Origin of the sequence: Pigmentiphaga sp. YJ18 (assembly GCF_038066655.1) — a bacterium.
Taxonomy (GTDB): Bacteria; Pseudomonadota; Gammaproteobacteria; order Burkholderiales; family Burkholderiaceae_B; genus Pigmentiphaga.
This window is the reverse complement of the sequence record NZ_JBBUKU010000001.1, coordinates 1,813,229-1,832,945: the sequence shown is the minus strand read 5'-3', so window position 1 is coordinate 1,832,945 and position 19,717 is coordinate 1,813,229. Positions and strand designations below refer to the sequence as shown.

Genomic DNA, 19,717 nt, shown 5'->3' with positions numbered 1-19,717 from the left:
TATTCATATCGGAGACAACGATGAAACCCCTGCACAAGACAACCGCCCTGGTCCTTGCCGCCCTGTTTGCCCTGCCGCTCGGCGCGGCCGCCGCGGGTGACAGCTATCCGGACCGCTCCGTCCGCTGGATCGTTCCCTTCCCGCCTGGCGGCGCCATGGACAACATCGCCCGCACGCTGGGCGAAGCCATGGGCAAGAGCCTGGGCCAGTCCTTCGTGATCGAGAACCGCGCGGGCGCCGGCGGCAACATCGGCGCCACCTCGGTGGCGCGCGCCAAGCCGGACGGCTACACCATCATGATCGTGGCCAACGGCATGGCGGTGAACCCCGCGCTGTATCCCGACATGGCCTATGACCCCGTCAAGGATTTCGCGCCCATTTCGCTGCTGGCCGTCGTGCCCAACGTGCTGGTGGTCAACCCCCAGCGCATCCAGGCCAAGACCGTGCCGGAAGTCATCGCGCTCGCCAAGGCGCATCCCGGCAAGTACACCTATGCCTCGGCCGGCGTGGGAACTTCCATCCACCTGGCCGGAGAACTGTTCGCCAAGATGGCCGGCGTACAGATGCTGCACGTGCCCTACAAGGGCAGCGGCCCGGCGATCGCCGACATGCTGGGCGGGCAGGTCGACTACATGTTCGACAGCATCACCTCGTCCAAGCCGCACATCGACGCCGGCAAGCTCGTCCCCATCGCGGTCACCACCAAAAAGCGGTCGGCCGCGCTGCCCAACGTACCGACAGTGGCCGAAGCCGGCCTGCCCGGCTATGAACTGACGCCGTGGTTCGCCGCCTTCGCGCCGGCGGGTACGCCGCCCGCCGTCATCGACAAGCTGAACCGGGCCATGCGCGACGCGCTCAAGACGCCCAAGGTGCAGGGCACCCTGGCCTCGATCGGCGCCGAACCCATAGGCGGATCGCCCGCCGAACTGCGCGATTATCTCGCCGCGGAAATCAAGAGCGGACGCGAGCTGATCGAATCGCGCGGGATCAGGATGGAGTAAGGCGCGGGCCCGGGGGCTGTTTCCAATGCGCATCCTCGCGCATAATGCGCCGTTCATCGAAGCGGAACCTGCGGAGACAGCCCCATGAAAATAGAAACCCTGGCGGTACACGCCGGCTACAGCCCCGAGCCCACGACCCACGCGGTGGCCGTGCCCATCTACCAGACGGTCGCCTACTCCTTCGACAGCGCGCAGCACGGCGCCGACCTGTTCGACCTGAAGGTGCCGGGCAACATCTACACCCGCATCATGAACCCCACCACCGACGTGCTGGAAAAGCGCGTGGCCGCGCTGGAAGGCGGCGTGGGCGCGCTGGCGCTGGCCTCGGGCATGGCGGCCATCACCTATGCGATACAGACCATCGCCGAAGCCGGCGACAACATCGTCGCGGCCAGCGCGCTGTACGGCGGCACCTACAACCTGTTCGCCCATACCTTCCCGCAGCAGGGCCTGGAGACACGCTTCGCCGACCCGTCCGACCCCGCCTCGTTCGCCCCGCTGATCGACGCGCGGACCAAGGCCATCTTCTGCGAATCGGTGGGCAACCCGCTGGGCAACGTCACCGACATCGCCGCGCTGGCGGACATCGCGCACGCCCACGGCATCCCGCTGATCGTGGACAACACGGTTCCCAGCCCCTATCTGTGCCGCCCGTTCGAGCACGGCGCCGACATCGTGGTGCACGCGCTGACCAAGTACATGGGCGGCCACGGCAACAGCATGGCCGGCGCGATCGTCGACAGCGGCAAGTTTCCCTGGGCCCGGCACAAGGACCGCTTCCGCCGGCTGAACGAACCCGACGTCTCGTACCACGGCGTGGTCTATACGGAAGCCCTGGGCGAGGCGGCCTTCATCGGCCGCGCGCGTGTCGTGCCGCTGCGCAACACCGGCGCCGCGCTGTCGCCCTTCAACGCCTTCCTGGTGCTGCAAGGCATCGAGACCCTGCCGCTGCGCATGGACCGCATCTGCGACAACAGCCAGGCCATCGCCCAATACCTGCAGGATCACCCGAAGGTGGGCTGGGTCAACTACGCCGGACTGTCCAGCCACCCCGACCACCATCTGGCACAGCGCTACATGGGCGGGCGCGCCTCGGGCATCCTGTCGTTCGGGTTGAAGACCGGCGGCCGCGAAGCCGGCGCCCGGGTGCTGGATGCGCTCAAGCTCTTCACGCGGCTGGTCAATATCGGCGACGCGCGCTCGCTGGCCACGCATCCCGCGTCCACCACCCACCGCCAACTGGATGCCGACGAACTGAAGAAGGCCGGTGTGAGCGAGGACATGCTGCGGCTGTCCATCGGCATCGAACATCTGGACGATCTGATCGCCGATCTGGACCAGGCGCTGGCCGCGGCCTGACCCACAAAGCAGGCAGCCGAGAGGCTGCCTGCGGCAACGGCTCAGGCCGCCGCGGGCGGCACGAAGGTCTGCCAATAACCCGGCCGCGAGGCCTGGTCGCCGTAGGAGGCCAGCCGGTCGGCCGCCACGCCCAGCAGATCGACGGCGCGCTTGCCCCGGCTCTGCACGTACGCGTCCAGCTCGCGCACGCTGCGGGCCAGCACCTCGTACCCCCCGGTGAACACCGCCGAGGTCATCTCGGTGGCGCAGGCGCCGGCCAGCAGGAACCGGGCGACGTCATGGCCGCTGCGCGCGCCGTTGGTGGCCAGCAGGGGGTAGTCCGGCCCCAGCCGCTTGCGGCTCAGCGCCAGCCAGCGCGCCGTCAGCGGCAGCGCCCAGCCGCCGCCCAGCGCCGCGGAAGTGCCCAGCACGGGCGCCTCGGTGTCGAGATCGGGCAGGAAGCCCATGAAGCGCCCCATCATCACGACCGCGTCCGCACCCGCCTGCCTGGCCGCGTCGGCCAGGGCGGCGACGTCCTCGCTCTGCCCCGTCAGCTTGATCCAAAGCGGCAGCCGCGTCGCGGCGCGCAGCGTGCGGACGATGGTGGTGATGCGTTCGCTGCTGCGTTCGAGCACAATGGCGCCGCGCGCGGCTTCCTCGCCATGGGGCGCGCCGATGTTCACTTCCAGCACCCGCAGGCCCATCTGCTCGATGGCCCGCGCATAGCGCGCGCACTGGTCGAGATCGCTCAGGATCAGGCTGGGGATGACGTAGGCGTCCTGCGCCGCGGCTTCGCGGTCCAGCGCGACCAGTTGTTCCATCCAGGGCTCGAACTCCAACTGGATCAGGCCCGAGCGGCACAACAGCTGCGCATCGGCCGGCGGCGCGAAATTCCACGGCAGCCGCTGCCAGTCGCTGCCCAGCAACGCGTAGTCGGTGCGGTCCAGCTGCTGCTTGGCCGCGGCCGATTCGTTGACGGACTTGGCGACCACGGCGCCCACGCCCGCCCGCAGGGCAGCGCGAATACCGTCGGCCGTCATGGTGTGTTCCCCCGATCCGCAGATCACGGGGTTCTTCAAGGGCAGCGACCCCACTGCCACTTCGAGTCTAGACATGGAATTCTCTCGGATTGCGGCGGGGCATGCCCCCGGCCGCTTCAATTCTTCCCGGCGCCGGCCAACTCCAGGTGCTTGTAGGAAACCCCGTTCAGGCGCTCGGTCAGCGCGGCCGCCGCCTGCTGGACCAGCTTCACCATGCCGGGCGGCGGCGGCGAAGGCACGTCCTTGCTCGCGCCGATCACGCCTATGATGCCCATCAGTTCGTCGCCCTTCTCGGCGCCCCGGAAAATGGGCGCGGCCAGCACGTTGATGCCTTCGAGCACCTCGCCGTTGGCTTCTTCGAACAGCCGCTCGCGTATCAGCGCCAGGCGCTCCAGGATGCGTGCCGGCTCGACCATGGACCGGTCGGTATAGGCCTGCAGTTCGCGCCGCAGGATCTTGCGCTGCGTGGCCGGATCGCAGTAGGCCAGCACGATCCGGCCCTGGGCCGAGCAGTGATGCGGCACGCGGTTGCCGGGCTTGACGGTGATGCAGACCTGGTTGGTCGACTCCACCGACGAGATGACCAGCGCCGAGTCCTCGGTAACCGCGGACAGCAGCGCCGTCTGGCTGGTCTGGTCGCGCAGCTGCGTCAGGTAGGGATCGGCGATCAGCCTCAGGTCGAACTGCTCGCCCGCTGCCGTTCCGTAGGACACCAGCTTGGCGCCCAGCCGGTATTTCTCGCTGACCAGGTCCTGTTCGACGATGCCGAGCTGCCGCAGGGAAGCCAGGTGCCGGTAGACGCGCGGCTTGGGTTCGTCGATGGCCAGCGCCAGCTCGGTCACACCCAGCGGGCGGCGCGCCGCGGCCAGTTGATCGAGTATCGTGAAGACGATGGCCACCGACTCCAGCAGCGCGGGGCCCGCCCCCTTGGCCGAGGTCGCGGGTGCTTCCGGTTCCGTCTTCTTTGCGGCGCTGGTCCTCATACCTCTCCTCAGATACCCATCAGGGCGGATGCGTTCGTGGAAGTCATTTTACGAACTTCCGCCTCGGTGTAGCCCAGGTCCAGGCAGGTCCGGATCACGTGGCGGAAACCGTCCACGATCCGCGGATTGCCCTGCTGGCCGAGATCCGACCCCAGTATGGTCCGGTCCACCGTGCCGGCCTCGATGATCTGGCGCAGGAACTCCGGTTCGTAGAACTTGAACTTGGAGCCGGGCACCCACATGCACATCGAATGCTCCATGTAGACGCCGTCGCGCGCCAGCACCTTCATGTCGTCGAGCGTGGCGTCCACCACATAGGTGGGATGGTTGACCAGCAGGCGCTTGACGCCCCGCTTGCGGGCCTCGTCGAACAGCGGCCAGATCTCCGAGATGTGCAGATGCCCCGCCGACAGCACCACGTCGGCCTCGGCGATCAGGTCGAGGATGTCCTTGACCTCCTCCTTGAGCCTGCCGCCGGCATCCAGCACCGTGAGCGGCACCGGATCGATCATCTTCTTCTTGGTCTGCGGGAATTTCTCGGTGAACTTGTGATCCTGCTTGTGGTGGTCGATGTGATTGGCCGACGAGAACGTCGGCATCCACACCAGGCGCGCGCCCAGCTTGATGCCATGCTCGACCGCGTGCACGTTCAGGCCGCCCACCGAGTTGTTCAGCGGCACGCCCGACAGCATGAGCACACCCAGGTTGCTGAAATGCTTGTTCAGCAGGTAGGTGACCGGGGTGGCCGAATAATAATGGTCCTTCAGCAGCACGGCCTTCAGGCCGGCCTCGGAGGCTTCCCGCATGGCCTCCAGGTGGTCCAGGTAGCGGGCCATCACCGACGGTCCGCTATGGCAATGCAGGTCGATGGCGCCCTGCACGAGGTTTTCGACCCGGGGGTCCAGCTCGGTGGCCGGTGTTGCGACGGCGGAAGTATTCATGGTTTGCACTCCAATGTTTGAAGAAAGGCCGCGCGCAGCCAGCTCTGGTCCGAGCCGATCACGAACAGGCTGACGCCGCGGGCGGCGTAGGCGGCCCGCGCGCCGGCATCGGGCAGGAAAATGCCCACGGCGACCCCGGCGGCCGCGCCGGCCTGGATCACCTTGTCGACCGCCTGCGCGACCAGCGGGTGATCGAGCTCCGTCACGCCATAGGAGACCGCCAGGTCCGCGCGCCCGATGAACAGGCAATCGACGCCGGACACGGCGGCGATCGCGGCGATGTTGTCCACGCCCGCGCGGTCCTCGATCTGGCACAGCACGCTGGCGCCGGCATCGGCCTCCTGCATGTGCCGCGCCATGGGCAGCGCGCCATATCCGCCCGAGCGCGGCGAATTGCTGTAGCCGCGCACGCCATCGGCGTAGCGGGTTCGCGCGACGATCTCGCGGGCACACTCGGCATCGACCACGTGCGGCACCAGCACGCCCGCGGCCCCCATGTCCAGCACGCGCAGCACGCTGGAGGAGCCGGGGTCGGGCAGACGCACGACCGCCGCGGTGCCGGCGGCGCGGGCAGCCAGCACGCACTGGTCCAGCTGGGCCGGATCGAACACGGCATGCTCGGCATCCAGCACGACGAAGTCCAGGCCGGCGCCGCCGGCGATCTCGACGTGCTGGTACGCGGGCGTCTTGATGAACGTCCCGCTCAGCGGCGCGCGCTCGCGCAGGCGGGCGCGGAACGCCTGGTTCGCGGTGGCCATGGTCACTCGAACTCGGCGCACTGGTACTCGACCAGGTGCTTGTAGTCTTCCCGCAGCGGCGCGAATACGTCCAGGTTCAGGACCACTTCGTCGCCCACGGGCTCGGCATAGTGCATCACGTGCGGCGGGATGCGGATCATGCTGCCCGGGCCGCCCTCGACCACTTCGTCGCCCACGTGGAAGCGCACCCGGCCCTGCACGATGATCACCAGTTGTTCGAACGTGTGGCTGTGCGGATTGGTGTCCATGCCCGGCGTGAGCCAGTTCATGACGCACATCACGTCCTCGCCGCGGAAACCGACCCGCTCCACGCCCTTGCGAACGGTCTCCCGGGACAGGTCGTTCCAGTTATGCAGATTCGCCAATGCCATACCGCCTCCTTGAGTTCGCTTCATTGCACCGTGACGCCCGCGGTTTCCAGCAGCTTGCTCCAGCGCGGGATGTCCAGCTTCAGGCGCGCCGTGACGCGGTCCGGCGTACCGCCTTCCGGCTCGGCGCCGATGTCGGTGATGCGGCGGCGGACGTCTTCCTTGGCCAGCCCCTCGTTCAGGGCGCGATTCAGCTTCTGGATGATGGCTGCCGGCGTGCCGTGCGGCGCGTTCAGCGAGAGCCAGGAACTGGCGTCGAAACCGGGATATCCCAGCTCGGCCACGGTGGGCACCGACGGCAGCATGTTGGAACGCTTGGGTGTGGTCACCGCCAGGGCGCGCAGCTTGCCCGACTTCACCAGCGGCGTGGCGGTCGGCACGATGTCCATCATCACCTGCACGTTGCCGCCGACCAGGTCGGTCAGCGCGGGCGAGCTGCCCTTGTAGGGCACGTGCATCCAGCTGACGCCGGCCACCTGCTGGAAATACTCCCCCATCAGGTGGTTGATGCTGCCGCTGCCGGCCGACCCCATGGCCAGGGGACGCGAACCGGACTTGGACAAGGCGATCAGCTCGGCCACGGTGTTGGCCTTGAGCGCGGGATTCACCACCAGGATGCCCGGCGTGCTGGCGTACCAGATCACCGGTTCCAGCCGCTCCAGCGGATCGAACTTGCGTTCCTTGAACAGTGCCGGGCTGACCGTCAGCGGCCCGGCCGCGCCGACCGCGAGCGTGTAGCCGTCGGGCGCGGCTTTCGCCACCTCCTCCATGGCCAGCAGGCCGCCCGCGCCGGGGCGGTTCTCCACGATCACGGCCTGGCCCAGGCTTTCGTTCAGCGACTGCGCCATCAGGCGGCCGACGATGTCGACCGCCCCGCCCGGGGCGAACGGAACGATCAGCCGGATGGGCTTGGTGGGATAGGTCTCGGCCACCGACACGCCACAGGCGGCCATGCAGGCAAGGAAAATGGCGCCGCCGCGCCAGGCGGGGGCGGGGAAAAGCCGCGGGAATGACATGGTGCGTCTCCTTGTTCGAGTGTGAGCGCCCCCCTGCCTGCACGGCATGGGCGCGAGATTCCGGGAACGGGGGAAAGGCGGGGAGATTGCGGACCCAGGGCCTGCTCCCGCCTCTCATTTGTTCTTTTAAAAAGAAAATAATTTCTTTGTGAGAAACATGGTAAAGAGCCGGACCAGGGGTGTCAAGCGCCCGCGCAGGCGATGGACGAAAAAAAACGAGGCCCGAAGGCCTCGTTCTCGGCAGCGGAACCGGGACGCGTCAGGCAACGCCCGCCGCGTGCGCCTGCTGGTCGGCGTGGTAGGACGAACGCACCATCGCACCCACGGCGGCATGGGTGAAACCCATGGCGTAGGCCTCGCGCTCGAACATCGCGAAGGTGTCGGGATGCACGTAGCGCAGCACCGGCAGGTGATGCTCGGAAGGCTGCAGGTACTGGCCGATGGTGATCATGTCGACGTTGTGCGCGCGCATGTCGCGCATCACCTGCAGGATCTCCTCGTCGGTCTCGCCCAGGCCCAGCATCAGGCCGGACTTGGTCGGCACGTCGGGATGCAGGGCCTTGAATTCGGCCAGCAGCTTGAGCGAATGCTCGTAGTTGGATCCCGGGCGCGCCTGCTTGTACAGGCGCGGCACGGTTTCCAGGTTGTGGTTCATCACGTCCGGCGGGCCGGCGTTCAGGATGGCCAGCGCGCGGTCCAGGCGGCCGCGGAAATCGGGCACCAGGATCTCGATGCGGGTCGAGGGCGACAGTTCGCGCGTCTTGGCGATGCATTCCACGAAATGGGCGGCGCCGCCGTCGCGCAGGTCGTCGCGGTCCACCGAGGTGATCACGACGTAGTTGAGCTTCAGCGCGGCGATGGTGCGGGCCAGGTTCAGGGGCTCGTCGGTGTCCAGCGGATCGGGACGCCCGTGGCCCACGTCACAGAACGGGCAGCGGCGGGTGCACTTGTCGCCCATGATCATGAACGTGGCCGTGCCCTTGCCGAAGCACTCCCCGATGTTCGGACACGAGGCTTCCTCGCACACCGTATGCAGGTTGTGTTCGCGCAGGATGCGCTTGATATCGTAGAAACGCGACCCCGGGGACGCCGCCTTCACGCGGATCCACTCCGGCTTCTTGAGCCGTTCCACCTGCACGACCTTGACGGGAATGCGCGAGACCTTGGATTCGGACTTCTGCTTCTGCAGCGGATCGTAGGCCGGTGCCGCCACGGGTGCGTCGGCATTGCCGCCCACGGCGGACGTTTCGGGCACAGAGCTCATCGACTGGTTCCTGTTCGGCGTGACCGGGGTAGAACCGGGGGCCGGGATTAGTAAAGACCCTTATTCTACCGCCGCCGGCGCCGGGGCGGCCAAAGCCCCTGCCGGCGCCTGGGCCGTCAGGGCCTGCTCCAGATGACGCGCCAGGCGATTGCCGGCCTCTTCCAGACTGACGCCGCAGCCGCAGGAAGCCAGGTCTATCGTCCGCAATCCCGCGTAGCCGCAAGGGTTGATCCAGGTGAAGGGCGACAGGTCCATCGCCACGTTCAGCGCCACGCCGTGATAGGTACAGCCGCGATGGACCTTGATGCCCAGCGCGGAAATCTTCGCCAGTTCCAGCGCGGCCTCGGGCGGCCGGGGCCAGTCGACGTAGACGCCGGGGGCGTCCGGCTTGCGGCGCGCATCGGGCAGGCCCAGGCCGGCCAGCATGTCGATCACCGCCTGCTCCACCCGCGCCACGTATTCCTTCACGAAGTACCCGGCCCGCTTCAGGTCCAGCAGCACGTAGGCGACCACCTGCCCCGGGCCGTGGTAAGTCACCTGCCCGCCGCGATCGCTCTTGACCACGGGCACGTCGCGCGGCGCCAGCACGTGCTCGGGCTTGCCGGCCAGGCCCAGCGTGAAGACCGGCGGATGCTCCACCAGCCAGATCTCGTCCGGCGTTTCGGGCCCACGCGCGGCCGTGAAGGCCTTCATGGCCTCCCAGGTCTGGTGGTAATCGGCGGGAGCCGGCAGCCAGCGGATCAACATGCGGCGCTACAGCACGTACTTGACCATGGGGTGCGAGGTCAGCTCGCGGTACAGGGCGTCCAGTTGCTCGCGCGAGGTGGCCCGCACGATGAAGGTCAGGCCCAGGTAATTGCCGCCCGAACTGGGTCGCTTTTCCACCGACTCGGGGTCGAATCCGGGATCGTGGCGCAGGACCACCTCGGTCAGCACCGCGACGAAATCGGGATGATGGGCGCCCATGACCTTGATCGGAAAGTCCGACGGGTATTCGATCAGCGAGTCGGGAGTTTCAGGTAAGTCTGCCATGATGCATCAAAGCCTTGCAATCGCCTCGTCGTATCCCTCGCGCAGCCGCGCATAGACCGGCCCGGGCCGGCCATCGCCGACGGGCTTGCCGTCCAGGGACACGACGGGCAGGATTTCCTTGGTGGCCGACGACAACATCAATTCGTCGGCCGCGTCGACCTCGGCCCGGGAAATCGGCCGCATCTCGAGCTGGATGCCGCGGGCCACGGCCATGTCCTCGATGAAGCCGTAGCGGATGCCTTCCAGGATGAGGTTGTCCTTCAAGGGCGCCAGCAGCCGGCCGTCCTTGACGACCCAGACGTTGCTGGACGAGCCCTCGGAAAGATGGCCGTCGCGGAACATCACCACCTCGGGCACGTCGCGATCGGCCGCGAACTGCCGCGCCAGCACGTTGCCCAGCAGCGAGGTGGACTTGATCTCGCAATGCAGCCAGCGCTCGTCCGGCATGCTGACCGTCTTCACGCCGTCCCGGCGCGCTTGCGCCGAGGGCCGCGCGAAGGGACTGCTCATGCCGAACACCGTGGGCACGACCTGCGCCGGAAAGGCATGGTCGCGCCTGGCCACGCCCCGGGTCAATTGCAGGTAGACGAGCTGGTCCTGCGCATCCGAGGCCTCGATCAGCTTGCCCACCAGGTCCTGCCACTGCCGGACCGTATGCGGATTCGGAATCCGGATCGCGGCCAGGCTGCGTTCCAGCCGGGCCAGGTGCTGCGCCATCCGGAACGGCTTGCGCCCGTACACCGGCACGACCTCGTAGATCCCGTCGCCGAAGATGAACCCCCGGTCCAACACGGATATCTTGGCCTGCGACAACGGCGTGAACTCGCCGTTCAGATAGACCCGAGGATCACCCTCGATACCAGGAATCATGGCTACCCCACGCTGAGAGCCCGGATAAACGTACTACACGACGACAATGCTACACCCCAGTGACGATGCCGCGCCAAGCCCCTCCCCCATCAGCCGGTGAGTTGCCCGGGCACAGCGGATCCGGCTCCGCCGGTCCGCCAGTGCCGCCCCCTGGGGGGCGCGCGTCAGCGCGTAGGGGGGTGCTTCAATTGAACCAGAGGCGAACCGCGTCGAACGCCCGGCCGAAGATGCCGGCCACGTCCACCGGTTCAAGCACGGTCAGCGGCACTTCGCGCACCGGCTTGTCGTTCAGGGTCAGCTTGACCGTGCCCACCTGCTGGCCGGCCTGCAGCGGCGCGACCAGCGGATCGGTCCGTTCGATCATGGACTTGACGTTGCCGGCCTGGCCGCGCGGCACGGTCACCCAGATCGCCGACGGCGAACCCAGCTTGGCCTTGCCCACGCTGCCCTTCCAGACCTTGGGCTCCACCACCGGCTGCTTGGCGTCGTAGACCTTGACGGTATCGAAGTTCTGGAAACCCCAGTTCAGCAGCTTCAGGCTTTCCTGTGCCCGGGCGTTCTCGCTCGAGGCGCCCACCAGCACCGTCAACACGCGGCGGTCACCGCGCATCGCCGAGGCGATCAGGCAGTAGCCCGCTGCATCGGTATGGCCGGTCTTCATGCCATCCACCGACGGATCCACCCACAGCAGCCGGTTGCGGTTGGGCTGGGTGATCTTGTTGTAGGTGAACTGGCGTTCCTTGTAGTAGCCGTAGTAGTCGGGATGATCCTGGATCAGCCGCTTGGCCAGCAGGGCCAGGTCGCGCACGGTGGTCACGTGCTGCGGATCGGGCAGGCCCGTGGAGTTGGTGAAGTGCGTCTCCTTCAGGCCCAGGCGCGTGGCCTCCTGGTTCATCAGCGCGACGAACGCGTCCTCGCTGCCGGCCACGGCCTCGGCCAGCGCCACGGTGGCGTCGTTGCCGGACTGCGTGATCATGCCGCGGATCAGTTCTTCGACCGTGACGGGCTTGCGCGGCTCGATGAACATGCGCGAACCGCCGGTGCGCCACGCCTTCTGCGACACGTTGACCGTCTGGGCCAGCGTCAGGCGTTTTTCCTTCAGCGCGTTGAACACCAGGTAGGCCGACATGACCTTGGTGAGCGAGGCGGGTTCGATGCGTTCACCCGAGCGCTCCTCGGCCAGGATCTGGTCGCTGGTGACGTCGATGGTCACCCAGGCGCGCGCCGCGATCGCGGGCGCCGGCACGGAAGACAGCAGGCCGACGGTCGACATCGGCGGCGCGGACGGCGTCGCGGCGGAAGTGGTGGCGGGAGGCGCGGCGGCGGCCAGGGCGGAGGAAGGCACGGCGGCCGGGAACGCGAGGAAGCAGGCGGAAGCCACGGTGGCCAGCGCGAACCGACGTCCCGGACCAAACGAGAAAAAGCGCAGTTTCATGTGGGAGGATGGTCGTGCAAGAGGGGCGTGCCGCCGGGCCTGGCGCGCGCCCCGCGATGCGGGGTGGAAAACGTGATTATAGGCACCCGGGCCGCCGGGCCGGCGACGCGGCGCCGGACACCTGATGAAACCGAATGCTACAGCTGGATGTCAGGCCGGTTCAGCCCAGGACCCGTGCCAGGTAAGCCAGCACCAGCCGCTTCACGACCACGAGGTTGCCGTGGAAGAAGTGGCCCGAGCCCGGAATGACCGTCACGGGCAGGCCTTGCGGGCGCGCCCAGTCCATGACCGATTGCAGCGGCACGGTGTCGTCCTGTTCGCCGTGCACGACCAGGGTGTCCTCCGGCACGCTGGCGACCGAGAACCGGCTGGCCGCGGTGCCCAGCAGCATCAGGCCCGCGATGTCCAGTCCGCGCTCGCTCTGCGGTCCGCAACCGGCGTGGACCTGGCTCGCCACCGCGCTGCCGAACGAGAAGCCGCCCAGCACGAAGCGGCCGCCGGCCAGCGCCGGATACCGGTCGCGGAACTGGTCCACCACGCCCAGCATGTCGGCGGCTTCGCCCTGGCCGTTGTCGAACTCGCCCGCCGACGCGCCCACGCCCCGGAAGTTGGGCCGCACCGCCGCCAGCCCGTGCTGGACGCAGGCGCGCGCGATGGTGGTGACCACCTTGTTGTCGCGCGCGCCGCCGAACAGCGGGTGCGGGTGCAGCACCAACGCCCAGCCGCGCGCGGCCTCCAGGCCGCCCTCGGGGATGTCGAGCGCGCAATCGACGGCGCCCGCGCCGCCTTCAAGAACCAGATGTTCCGTGGTGTTGGCCATGCGAACCTCAGATCCTCAGGCGTTCGACCGGCTCGCCCCGCACCAGGTGCGAGTCGATGATCTCGTCGATGTCGCTCTGGTCCACGTAGGTGTACCAGACGCCCTCGGGATAGACCACCAGTACGGGGCCTTCCTCGCAGCGGTCCAGACAGCCCGCCTTGTTGATGCGAATCTCGCCCTTGCCGGCCAGCCCCAGCTGCTTGATGCGTTTCTTGGCGTAGTCCTGCATGGCCTGCGCGCCCTGGCGCGCACAGCTGGGCCGGGGGGCATCGGCCCCGCGCTCGTTCAGGCAGAAGAAGACGTGGTGTTTGTAGTAGGACTCCATACCGGCTCGCAAAAGGGAATGGGGACAATCGGGAGGTCAGGCGGGACGCCGCCGGGCCAGGAAAAAGAGCGCCGCCAGCGGCCAGATCACCGACAGGCCGAGCGTGAGCGATTCCAGGTGCAGCCAGCCCGTGCGGGCCATCGCTGTCGTCATGTCGAAATACTGGTCGGACGGAAACAGGTTGACGATGGCCAGTTGCACGCACAGCGCCGTGATGCCCAGGCCGCGCTGCCAGGCCGGCTTCAGATAGGCCATGCCGGTCGCCAGCAGCAGCCCGGCCGCCGTGCCCGCCGCGGCCCCGGTGGTGACCCACGCGCCGGGCGCCTGCCCCGGCACGGCCAGGGGCTGCAGGGCCGCCTTCGCCAGCACGGCGCAGGCGACCAGGACGATGGGAAGGATACCGCGCGCCGGCACCGGGCGTGCCATGTACAGGAGCAGCATCGCGGCCCCCACCACGGCGGCGGCGGTGCAGACCTGTTCGGCCACGATGCGCTGCGCGGGCTCGGGCGACCACAGGAAGCCCACCACGTCCGAGGGAAGCGCCGCCCAGTCGCCCAGCAGCAGCCACAGTTCGCCGGTGCCGAACAGCATGGGCTGGCGCGGGATCTGCATGAATACCCACAGCATCGCCAGGATCAGCGCGGGACCGGCCTCGGCCCGGAACCACCGCTGGCGCCAGCGCGCCAGCGCGCCGTGGCCGATCAGCCAGGAGGCGGTGGCGGTGCCGACCAGCGCCCCCAGCAGAGCGCCGGCGGTGTTGGCCGCGAGGTCGACGTTCGAGGCGATGCGATTGGGCAGATAGGTCTGCAACGCCTCCAGTACGCCGGACAGCAGTCCGCAGCACGCCACGGCCAGGACCACGGCCAGCAGGCCCCGGCAGGCCGGATAGACGGCCCAGACGAACAGCGCGCCCACGGGCAGGTAGGCGGCGACGTTGGCGATGATCTCGGAACCGACCCAGTATTGCGGCCACGGCGCCCGCAGGTAGGCGAACGGGGGCACGCCGACGTCCACCCACCCCGAGAACGGATACAGGCTGGCATAGACGACCAGCAGAACGATGATGGACAACGCCAGCCGCGCCAGCGGCGCGCCGTGCAGGCCCGGCGGCGCGGGCACGGCGGACGAGGGGATCGGGGTGCCCTCGTGTCGCTGCGCGACATCCTCCGTGTGGGAGGGAGCACGTCCTTCGGGCGGCGTGCTCATGGGCGACGGGAGCAAAACGTAAACGACATGCCTCAAGTTTATGCGTTTTGCAGGCCCCGGCATGCGAAATCCGCCGGCTCTGCCTACAATCCGGTGTTTCCGCGTTCCACGCGCGGCCCTCGACGAAGATCCATGGTTGCACCCGACTCCGCCCTCTCCGACACCCGGCTGGCCCCTCCGGGGGAGCTTGCCGCCGGCTTGCGGCGCCAGTTGCCGGACTGGACCGTGACCTGGCTGGACGCCACGGCGTCCACCAACGCCGACCTCCAGCAATACCTGCGCCGCGGCGGCGCCGGGCCGGCGCTGCTGGGCAGCCACGAGCAGACTTCGGGACGCGGGCGGGCCGGCCGGCCCTGGCGCACGCGCGCGGGCGACGCGCTGCTTTTCTCCTGCGGCTGGCAGGCGGACATCCCGCCCGCACGCCTGCCGCCGCTGTCGCTGGTGGCCGGCGTGGCCGCGTGCGAAGCCCTGAGCGGCCTGCTGGGCAGCGGCGCCGACGACGCGCTACTGGCCCTGAAATGGCCCAACGACGTGCAATGGGGTGCCGCCAAGCTGGCGGGCATCCTGGTCGAGACCGTGGCCGTGCCGGCCTCAGGGCGCGTGGGCCTGATTCTCGGCATCGGCATCAACCTTCGAGGCGCGGCCGCGCTGTCGCAGGCCCTGGGCCGCGAAGTCGCCGACTGGGCGCAAACCGGCAGCACCGGCGATCCCGTGCGCCTGGCCGCCGCCGTGGCGCGGTCCTGGCACGACGCCATCGCCCACTATGCCGCCGAGGGCTTCGGCCCGTTCCAGGCGCGATTCGCCCGCTGGGACGCGCTGTACGGCCTGCCGGTCCGGGTCATGGACAATGGCCGCATACTGTTCGAAGGTACGGCCCGGGGTGTGGACGAAGGCGGCAAGCTGCTGGTCCAGGCCGCCGACGGCACGCGCGCCGTCACCGTGGGCGACATCTCCGTGCGGGCGGCCCAGGCATGAGCGCGCCCGCCCGGCCGCCCGAAGGGCGCGCGCCCGGATCCACGCCGCATGCGGAACGCGCGGGCACGCTGCTGATCGACGCCGGCAACACCCGCGTCAAATTCGGCTGGCGGGACGACGGCGCGGCCGCGGGACAGGCCGTGCCGCGCACGCCCCTGCAGGTCGCCTTCCGCCACGAGGAAGTGCCCGAAGCCCTCCTGCCCTGGCTGGACGAAGCGGGCCTGCGGCCCCATGCCGCGATGGGCTCGAACGTGGCCGGCGACGACAGCGAGCGCACCATCGCCGAGCTGCTGGCGCGCAACGGCTGCGCGGTGGATTGGATACGCGCCGGCCGGCGGCTGCTGGGCGTCACGAACGGCTACCGCCATCCCGAGCGCCTGGGCGCCGACCGCTGGCTCAGCCTGGTGGGGATCTGGAATCGCTGGCGCCGCCAGGCCGCCCCCGGCACCCCCGCCCCGGTGCACGTGCTGGCCCATTTCGGCACCGCCACCACCGTGGACACCCTGGATGGCGCGGGCCGCTTCGTCGGCGGCCTGATCCTGCCCGGCCGCGATCTGATGCGCCAGTCGCTGGCGGCCGGCACCGCCGGCGTGCCGCGCTCGAACGGCCAGGTCGCGCCTTTTCCCGACAACACCGGCGACGCGATCATGTCCGGCGTGGCGGCGGCCCAGGCCGGCGCCGTGGCACGCCAGTGGCTGGCCGCGCGCGAACGCTTCCGGCAGGAACCGCTGCTGGTGGCCAGCGGCGGCGCCTGGGCCGCCATCGCCGGAGAGGTCGCCCACCTGATGCGCGCCGCCGGCTCGACGCGCCAGGTACTGGTCGTCGATAATCCCGTCCTCGACGGCCTGGCCTGCCTGGCCGAATCGGGGCTCGCCCCCTCCCCCTGACCTCTCCGGTTTTTCATGCGCAGCCTGTTCGTCGTCTTGCTCCTGGCCAACGTGGCGCTTTTCGCCCTGGATCGCGGCTGGTTCGGCCAGCCCTTTTCGGAACGCGGCCGCGACCCTGCCCGGATGCGCTCGGAACTGCGCGCCGACACGATCCAGGTGCCCCGGCTGCCCGGCATCAACGCCACCGACGAGGCGCCGCCGGCGCCCGCCGCCGAACCGGCGGAATCCGGCCAGGCGGCCCCGGCCACCGAGCCTTCGGCCAACGCCGATGCCGCGCAAGGCTCCGCGGCAGAGACCGGCGAGCCACCCCCGGCCGGCGCCATCATCCCCGCGGCCGCGCCGTCCGACGCCGCGCCGGCACCGGCAACTCCCCCTGCACCTGCCGCCGCCCCGGCCAGCCCTCCCCCACCGCGCGAACCGCTCGCCTGCGTCGAATGGGGCACGTTCAGCGAAGCCGATCTCATCATCGCCAGGAAATGGGCGAACGAACACCTGCCGGCGGCGAAACAGGGCACCCGGCGCGAAGCGGGCAAGCAGGGATGGATGGTCATCGTGCCGCCGCTGCCCAACGCCTCGGCCGCGCAGGCCGCCGCGGCCCAACTCGGCAAGAACGGAGTCAAGGACTACTTCGTGATCCAGGAAGGCGGCCCGCTCCAGCACGCCATCTCGCTGGGCGTCTTCGGCACCGAGGCCGCAGCGAAGAAACAGGCCACGGCCCTGCAAGGCCAGGGTGTGAGCAACGCCAAGGTGGTATCGCGCAGCGCCCTGGGCGGCAAGAGCTGGCTGCGCCTGGACGGCGTCGCCGCCTCCGGCCGCCGCGCCATCGAAGGAGCGCGCAGCCTGTTCGACCGCCCCTCGGTGCAAGACTGCCGCTGACGGCGCTCAGCGCGTCCGGATGCGCTGCACGAGCTTGGTGGTGGAGCGGTCGTGCTCGAAGTCGATGGCCACCGCGTCACCGCCCCAGCTGCGCACCAGTGCGGTCTCGGGCAGCGCGTCCATGTCGTAGTCCCCGCCCTTGACGATCAGGTCGGGCCGCAGTTGGCCGATCAGCTCCAGCGGCGTGTCCTGGTCGAACCACGTCACCGCGTCCACCGAGGCCAGCGCCGCCAGCAGCGCCGCGCGGTCGTCCTGGCCGTTCAGCGGCCGGTCCGGCCCCTTGCCCAGGCGGCGCGCCGAGGCATCGGTGTTGACCGCCACCACCAGCATCGCGCCCAATTGCGCGGCCGCATCCAGGTAGGTGACGTGGCCGCGGTGCAGGATGTCGAACACCCCGTTGGTGAAGACCAGCGGGCGCGGCCAGGCCGCGCGGGCGGCCACGCATTCGGCGGGACTGAGGATCTTGGATTCGAAGCGGGCTGGCACGGTCAGGCGGCGCGGGAATGGCTGAACGGCCCATTGTAGAGGGCTTCGGCGCGCGCAGGGGGCGATACACTGTGCGCGTCCATGGCCGGGACCTACCCCGGGACGAGGGAATGCGATGCGACTGCTGCTGGTCGAAGACGATCCGATGATAGGCGAGAGCGTGATGGACGTCCTGCGCGCCGAACATTACGCGGTCGACTGGGTCAAGAACGCCGCAAGCGCGGACACCGCGCTGCGCACCGAGACCTATGACCTCGTGCTGCTCGACCTGGGACTGCCCGACGGCGACGGCCTGTCCGTGCTGCGCGAATTGCGCGCGCGCAAGGTGCGCATCCCGGTCATCATCGCCACGGCGCGCGACGCCATCGGCCAGCGCATCGCCGGCCTGGATGCCGGTGCCGACGACTACGTCGTCAAGCCCTACGACGTGGACGAGATCCTGGCCCGCATCCGCGCGCTGATCCGCCGCAGCGCGGGGCGGGCCGAACCGCTGTACGAACACGGCGGCGTCGTCCTCGATCCCGCCACGCACACCGCCACCGTCGATGGCCAGCCCGTCACGCTTACCGCCAAGGAATGGGCGGTACTCGAACCGCTGCTGGCGCGGCCGGGCCTCATCCTGTCGCGCGCCCAGCTGGAGGAAAAGCTCTACAGCTGGAAGGACGAGATCAGCAGCAACGCGGTCGAGGTCTACATCCACGGCCTGCGCAAGAAACTCGGCACACAGTTCATCCAGACCGTGCGCGGCGTCGGCTACGTCATCCCCAAATCATGAAACTCCTGCCCGGCCACTCTCTGCGCGCCCGCCTGCTGGCCTTCCTGCTGGCCGCGATCTTCCTGGCCGCGCTGGTGCAAGGCGCCATCGCCTATCGCGGCGCGCTGGTCCAGACCGACGAGATCTTCGACTACCAGTTGCAGCGCACCGCGCTGGCGCTCGGCAACGGCAACCCGCTGTTCAGCACCGGGCCGGAAGGCGGGCTGCTGGACGATCCGGCCGCGCGCGACCTCATCATCCAGATCTGGACGCCGGACGGCGTGCGCCTGTTCCGCTCCACGCCCAAACTCGTGCTGCCCGACCGCGTCATCCTGGGCTTCTCCACCGTCGAGGCCGACGGCGCCACCTACCGCATGTACTCGATGGAAGCGCCGCTGCAGATCATCCAGGTCGCCCAGGACGTACGCGTGCGCACCGGCACGGCGCGCACGCTCGCGCTGCGCACCATCTGGCCCATCGCGGCCATGGCGCCGCTGCTGATGCTGGTCGTCTGGTGGGTCATCAGCCTGTCGCTCGGCCCGGTGGACCGGACGCGCCGCCAGGTCGCCTCGCGCCAGGCCGACGACCTGTCGCCCGTCAGCGAGGCCGGCCTGCCCGACGAGGTGCGGCCCCTGGTCCATGAACTCAACCTGCTGCTCGGACGTGTCCGCCAGGCCTTCGACGCGCAGAAGCAATTCGTGGGCGACGCCGCGCACGAACTGCGCTCGCCGCTGGCCGCGCTCAAGCTGCAACTGCAATCGCTGCGCCGCGCCGAAGACGACGCCACGCGCCAGGTGGCGGTGACCCGGCTGTCGGCCGGCATAGACCGCGCCACCCGGCTGGTCGAACAACTGCTGTCGCTGGCGCGCCAGGAAGCGCAGGGGCCGGCGCTCGCGACACTCGACCTGGGCGACGTCGTGCGCACCGCGCTGGCCGACATCCTGCCCCAGGCCCACGCGCGCGGCGTGGACATCGGCATGGAAGGCGCCACCAGCGCGCGCATCGCGGGCCAGGACGAAGCCCTGGTCCTGCTGGTGCGCAACCTGCTGGAGAACGCCGTCAAATACGCGCCCGCATCCGGACGCGTCGACATCCGGCTCGCGGCCGGCCCGCAGGGCGTCACGCTGGACGTGGACGACGACGGCCCCGGCATCCCCGTGGTCGAACGCGGCCGCGTCTTCGACCGCTTCTACCGCGCCCAGACCGCCGACACCCCCGGCAGCGGCCTGGGCCTGGCCATCGTCAAGGCCATCGCCGACCGCCACCACGCCACGATAGAACTCCTGGACTCCCCCCTGGGCGGCCTGCGCGTGAGGGTGCTGTTTCCCGTCGCCCCATAGCA

General features: G+C 69.2%; 22 protein-coding genes. 7 read left to right on the top strand and 15 right to left on the bottom strand.

Annotation, left to right across the window (positions count from 1 at the left end):
* Positions 1 to 20 precede the first annotated feature (20 nt).
* Positions 21 to 1,001, top strand: a complete 981-nt coding sequence (locus WKR98_RS08975; RefSeq protein WP_124687770.1) for a tripartite tricarboxylate transporter substrate binding protein — start codon at positions 21 to 23, stop codon at positions 999 to 1,001.
* Positions 1,002 to 1,085: 84 nt separating this feature from the next.
* Positions 1,086 to 2,360 (top strand): O-acetylhomoserine aminocarboxypropyltransferase/cysteine synthase family protein, encoded by a 1,275-nt coding sequence (locus WKR98_RS08970; protein ID WP_124687769.1) that lies wholly within the window; start codon positions 1,086 to 1,088, stop codon positions 2,358 to 2,360.
* A gap of 41 nt (positions 2,361 to 2,401) precedes the next feature.
* On the opposite strand, the gene WKR98_RS08965 is transcribed toward WKR98_RS08970, so the two are convergent.
* From WKR98_RS08965 to WKR98_RS08900, 14 genes are all read right to left on the bottom strand, one after another.
* Complete coding sequence (locus WKR98_RS08965; protein ID WP_124687768.1) at positions 2,402 to 3,454, bottom strand: dihydroorotate dehydrogenase; 1,053 nt, start codon at positions 3,452 to 3,454, stop codon at positions 2,402 to 2,404.
* A gap of 41 nt (positions 3,455 to 3,495) precedes the next feature.
* Positions 3,496 to 4,362 carry an IclR family transcriptional regulator gene (locus tag WKR98_RS08960; protein WP_341432678.1) on the bottom strand — a complete coding sequence of 289 codons (867 nt, stop codon included), beginning with the start codon at positions 4,360 to 4,362 and terminating at the stop codon, positions 3,496 to 3,498.
* 8 nt (positions 4,363 to 4,370) lie between these two features.
* Positions 4,371 to 5,303, bottom strand: a complete 933-nt coding sequence (locus WKR98_RS08955; RefSeq protein ID WP_124687766.1) for a DUF6282 family protein — start codon at positions 5,301 to 5,303, stop codon at positions 4,371 to 4,373.
* Complete coding sequence (locus tag WKR98_RS08950) at positions 5,300 to 6,061, bottom strand: HpcH/HpaI aldolase family protein (RefSeq protein ID WP_341432677.1); 762 nt, start codon at positions 6,059 to 6,061, stop codon at positions 5,300 to 5,302. Before WKR98_RS08950 ends, WKR98_RS08955 begins: the two co-directional genes overlap by 4 nt.
* A 2-nt stretch (positions 6,062 to 6,063) precedes the next feature.
* A complete protein-coding gene (locus tag WKR98_RS08945) occupies positions 6,064 to 6,432 on the bottom strand; it encodes a cupin domain-containing protein (protein ID WP_341432676.1) in 369 nt (122 codons plus the stop codon).
* A 20-nt stretch (positions 6,433 to 6,452) separates the two neighbouring features.
* A complete protein-coding gene (locus WKR98_RS08940; RefSeq protein WP_161567688.1) occupies positions 6,453 to 7,445 on the bottom strand; it encodes a Bug family tripartite tricarboxylate transporter substrate binding protein in 993 nt (330 codons plus the stop codon).
* Between the two features lie 259 nt (positions 7,446 to 7,704).
* Positions 7,705 to 8,709 carry a lipoyl synthase gene (gene lipA, locus WKR98_RS08935; RefSeq protein WP_124687762.1) on the bottom strand — a complete coding sequence of 335 codons (1,005 nt, stop codon included), beginning with the start codon at positions 8,707 to 8,709 and terminating at the stop codon, positions 7,705 to 7,707.
* Between the two features lie 60 nt (positions 8,710 to 8,769).
* Positions 8,770 to 9,456 (bottom strand): lipoyl(octanoyl) transferase LipB, encoded by a 687-nt coding sequence (lipB, locus tag WKR98_RS08930; RefSeq protein ID WP_341432675.1) that lies wholly within the window; start codon positions 9,454 to 9,456, stop codon positions 8,770 to 8,772.
* A gap of 6 nt (positions 9,457 to 9,462) precedes the next feature.
* Complete coding sequence (locus WKR98_RS08925; RefSeq protein ID WP_124687761.1) at positions 9,463 to 9,741, bottom strand: DUF493 family protein; 279 nt, start codon at positions 9,739 to 9,741, stop codon at positions 9,463 to 9,465.
* A 6-nt stretch (positions 9,742 to 9,747) separates the two neighbouring features.
* Positions 9,748 to 10,611 carry a D-amino acid aminotransferase gene (locus WKR98_RS08920; RefSeq protein ID WP_341432674.1) on the bottom strand — a complete coding sequence of 288 codons (864 nt, stop codon included), beginning with the start codon at positions 10,609 to 10,611 and terminating at the stop codon, positions 9,748 to 9,750.
* Between the two features lie 184 nt (positions 10,612 to 10,795).
* Entirely contained in the window at positions 10,796 to 12,046 is a 1,251-nt protein-coding gene (locus WKR98_RS08915) for a D-alanyl-D-alanine carboxypeptidase family protein (protein WP_124687759.1), read from the bottom strand.
* Between the two features lie 160 nt (positions 12,047 to 12,206).
* Positions 12,207 to 12,866 (bottom strand): alpha/beta hydrolase, encoded by a 660-nt coding sequence (locus WKR98_RS08910; protein ID WP_341432673.1) that lies wholly within the window; start codon positions 12,864 to 12,866, stop codon positions 12,207 to 12,209.
* Positions 12,867 to 12,873: 7 nt separating this feature from the next.
* Positions 12,874 to 13,191, bottom strand: a complete 318-nt coding sequence (locus WKR98_RS08905; RefSeq protein WP_087836781.1) for a (2Fe-2S) ferredoxin domain-containing protein — start codon at positions 13,189 to 13,191, stop codon at positions 12,874 to 12,876.
* A 36-nt stretch (positions 13,192 to 13,227) separates the two neighbouring features.
* On the bottom strand, positions 13,228 to 14,397 hold the full coding sequence (locus WKR98_RS08900) for a VanZ family protein (RefSeq protein WP_341432672.1): 1,170 nt from the start codon (positions 14,395 to 14,397) through the stop codon (positions 13,228 to 13,230).
* Positions 14,398 to 14,529: 132 nt separating this feature from the next.
* On the opposite strand from WKR98_RS08900, the gene WKR98_RS08895 reads away from it, so the two are divergent.
* From WKR98_RS08895 to WKR98_RS08885, 3 genes are read left to right on the top strand one after another with little or no spacing between them, the layout of a single operon-like run.
* Complete coding sequence (locus WKR98_RS08895; protein WP_341432671.1) at positions 14,530 to 15,372, top strand: biotin--[acetyl-CoA-carboxylase] ligase; 843 nt, start codon at positions 14,530 to 14,532, stop codon at positions 15,370 to 15,372.
* Positions 15,369 to 16,259: a type III pantothenate kinase gene (locus WKR98_RS08890; RefSeq protein WP_341432670.1), complete on the top strand. Its 891-nt coding sequence runs from the start codon at positions 15,369 to 15,371 to the stop codon at positions 16,257 to 16,259. Before WKR98_RS08895 ends, WKR98_RS08890 begins: the two co-directional genes overlap by 4 nt.
* Before the next feature lie 15 nt (positions 16,260 to 16,274).
* Positions 16,275 to 17,135 carry an SPOR domain-containing protein gene (locus WKR98_RS08885; protein WP_341432669.1) on the top strand — a complete coding sequence of 287 codons (861 nt, stop codon included), beginning with the start codon at positions 16,275 to 16,277 and terminating at the stop codon, positions 17,133 to 17,135.
* A gap of 6 nt (positions 17,136 to 17,141) precedes the next feature.
* Here the strand turns inward: WKR98_RS08885 and rfaE2 are convergent, their stop codons facing one another.
* Complete coding sequence (gene rfaE2 / locus WKR98_RS08880; RefSeq protein ID WP_124687753.1) at positions 17,142 to 17,621, bottom strand: D-glycero-beta-D-manno-heptose 1-phosphate adenylyltransferase; 480 nt, start codon at positions 17,619 to 17,621, stop codon at positions 17,142 to 17,144.
* A gap of 115 nt (positions 17,622 to 17,736) precedes the next feature.
* On the opposite strand from rfaE2, the gene WKR98_RS08875 reads away from it, so the two are divergent.
* Together WKR98_RS08875 and WKR98_RS08870 are read left to right on the top strand one after the other, a co-directional pair.
* Positions 17,737 to 18,396, top strand: a complete 660-nt coding sequence (locus WKR98_RS08875) for a response regulator (RefSeq protein WP_124687752.1) — start codon at positions 17,737 to 17,739, stop codon at positions 18,394 to 18,396.
* Positions 18,393 to 19,715: an ATP-binding protein gene (locus WKR98_RS08870; RefSeq protein WP_124687751.1), complete on the top strand. Its 1,323-nt coding sequence runs from the start codon at positions 18,393 to 18,395 to the stop codon at positions 19,713 to 19,715. The genes WKR98_RS08875 and WKR98_RS08870 overlap by 4 nt, the downstream gene beginning before the upstream one ends.
* Positions 19,716 to 19,717: the final 2 nt, after the last annotated feature.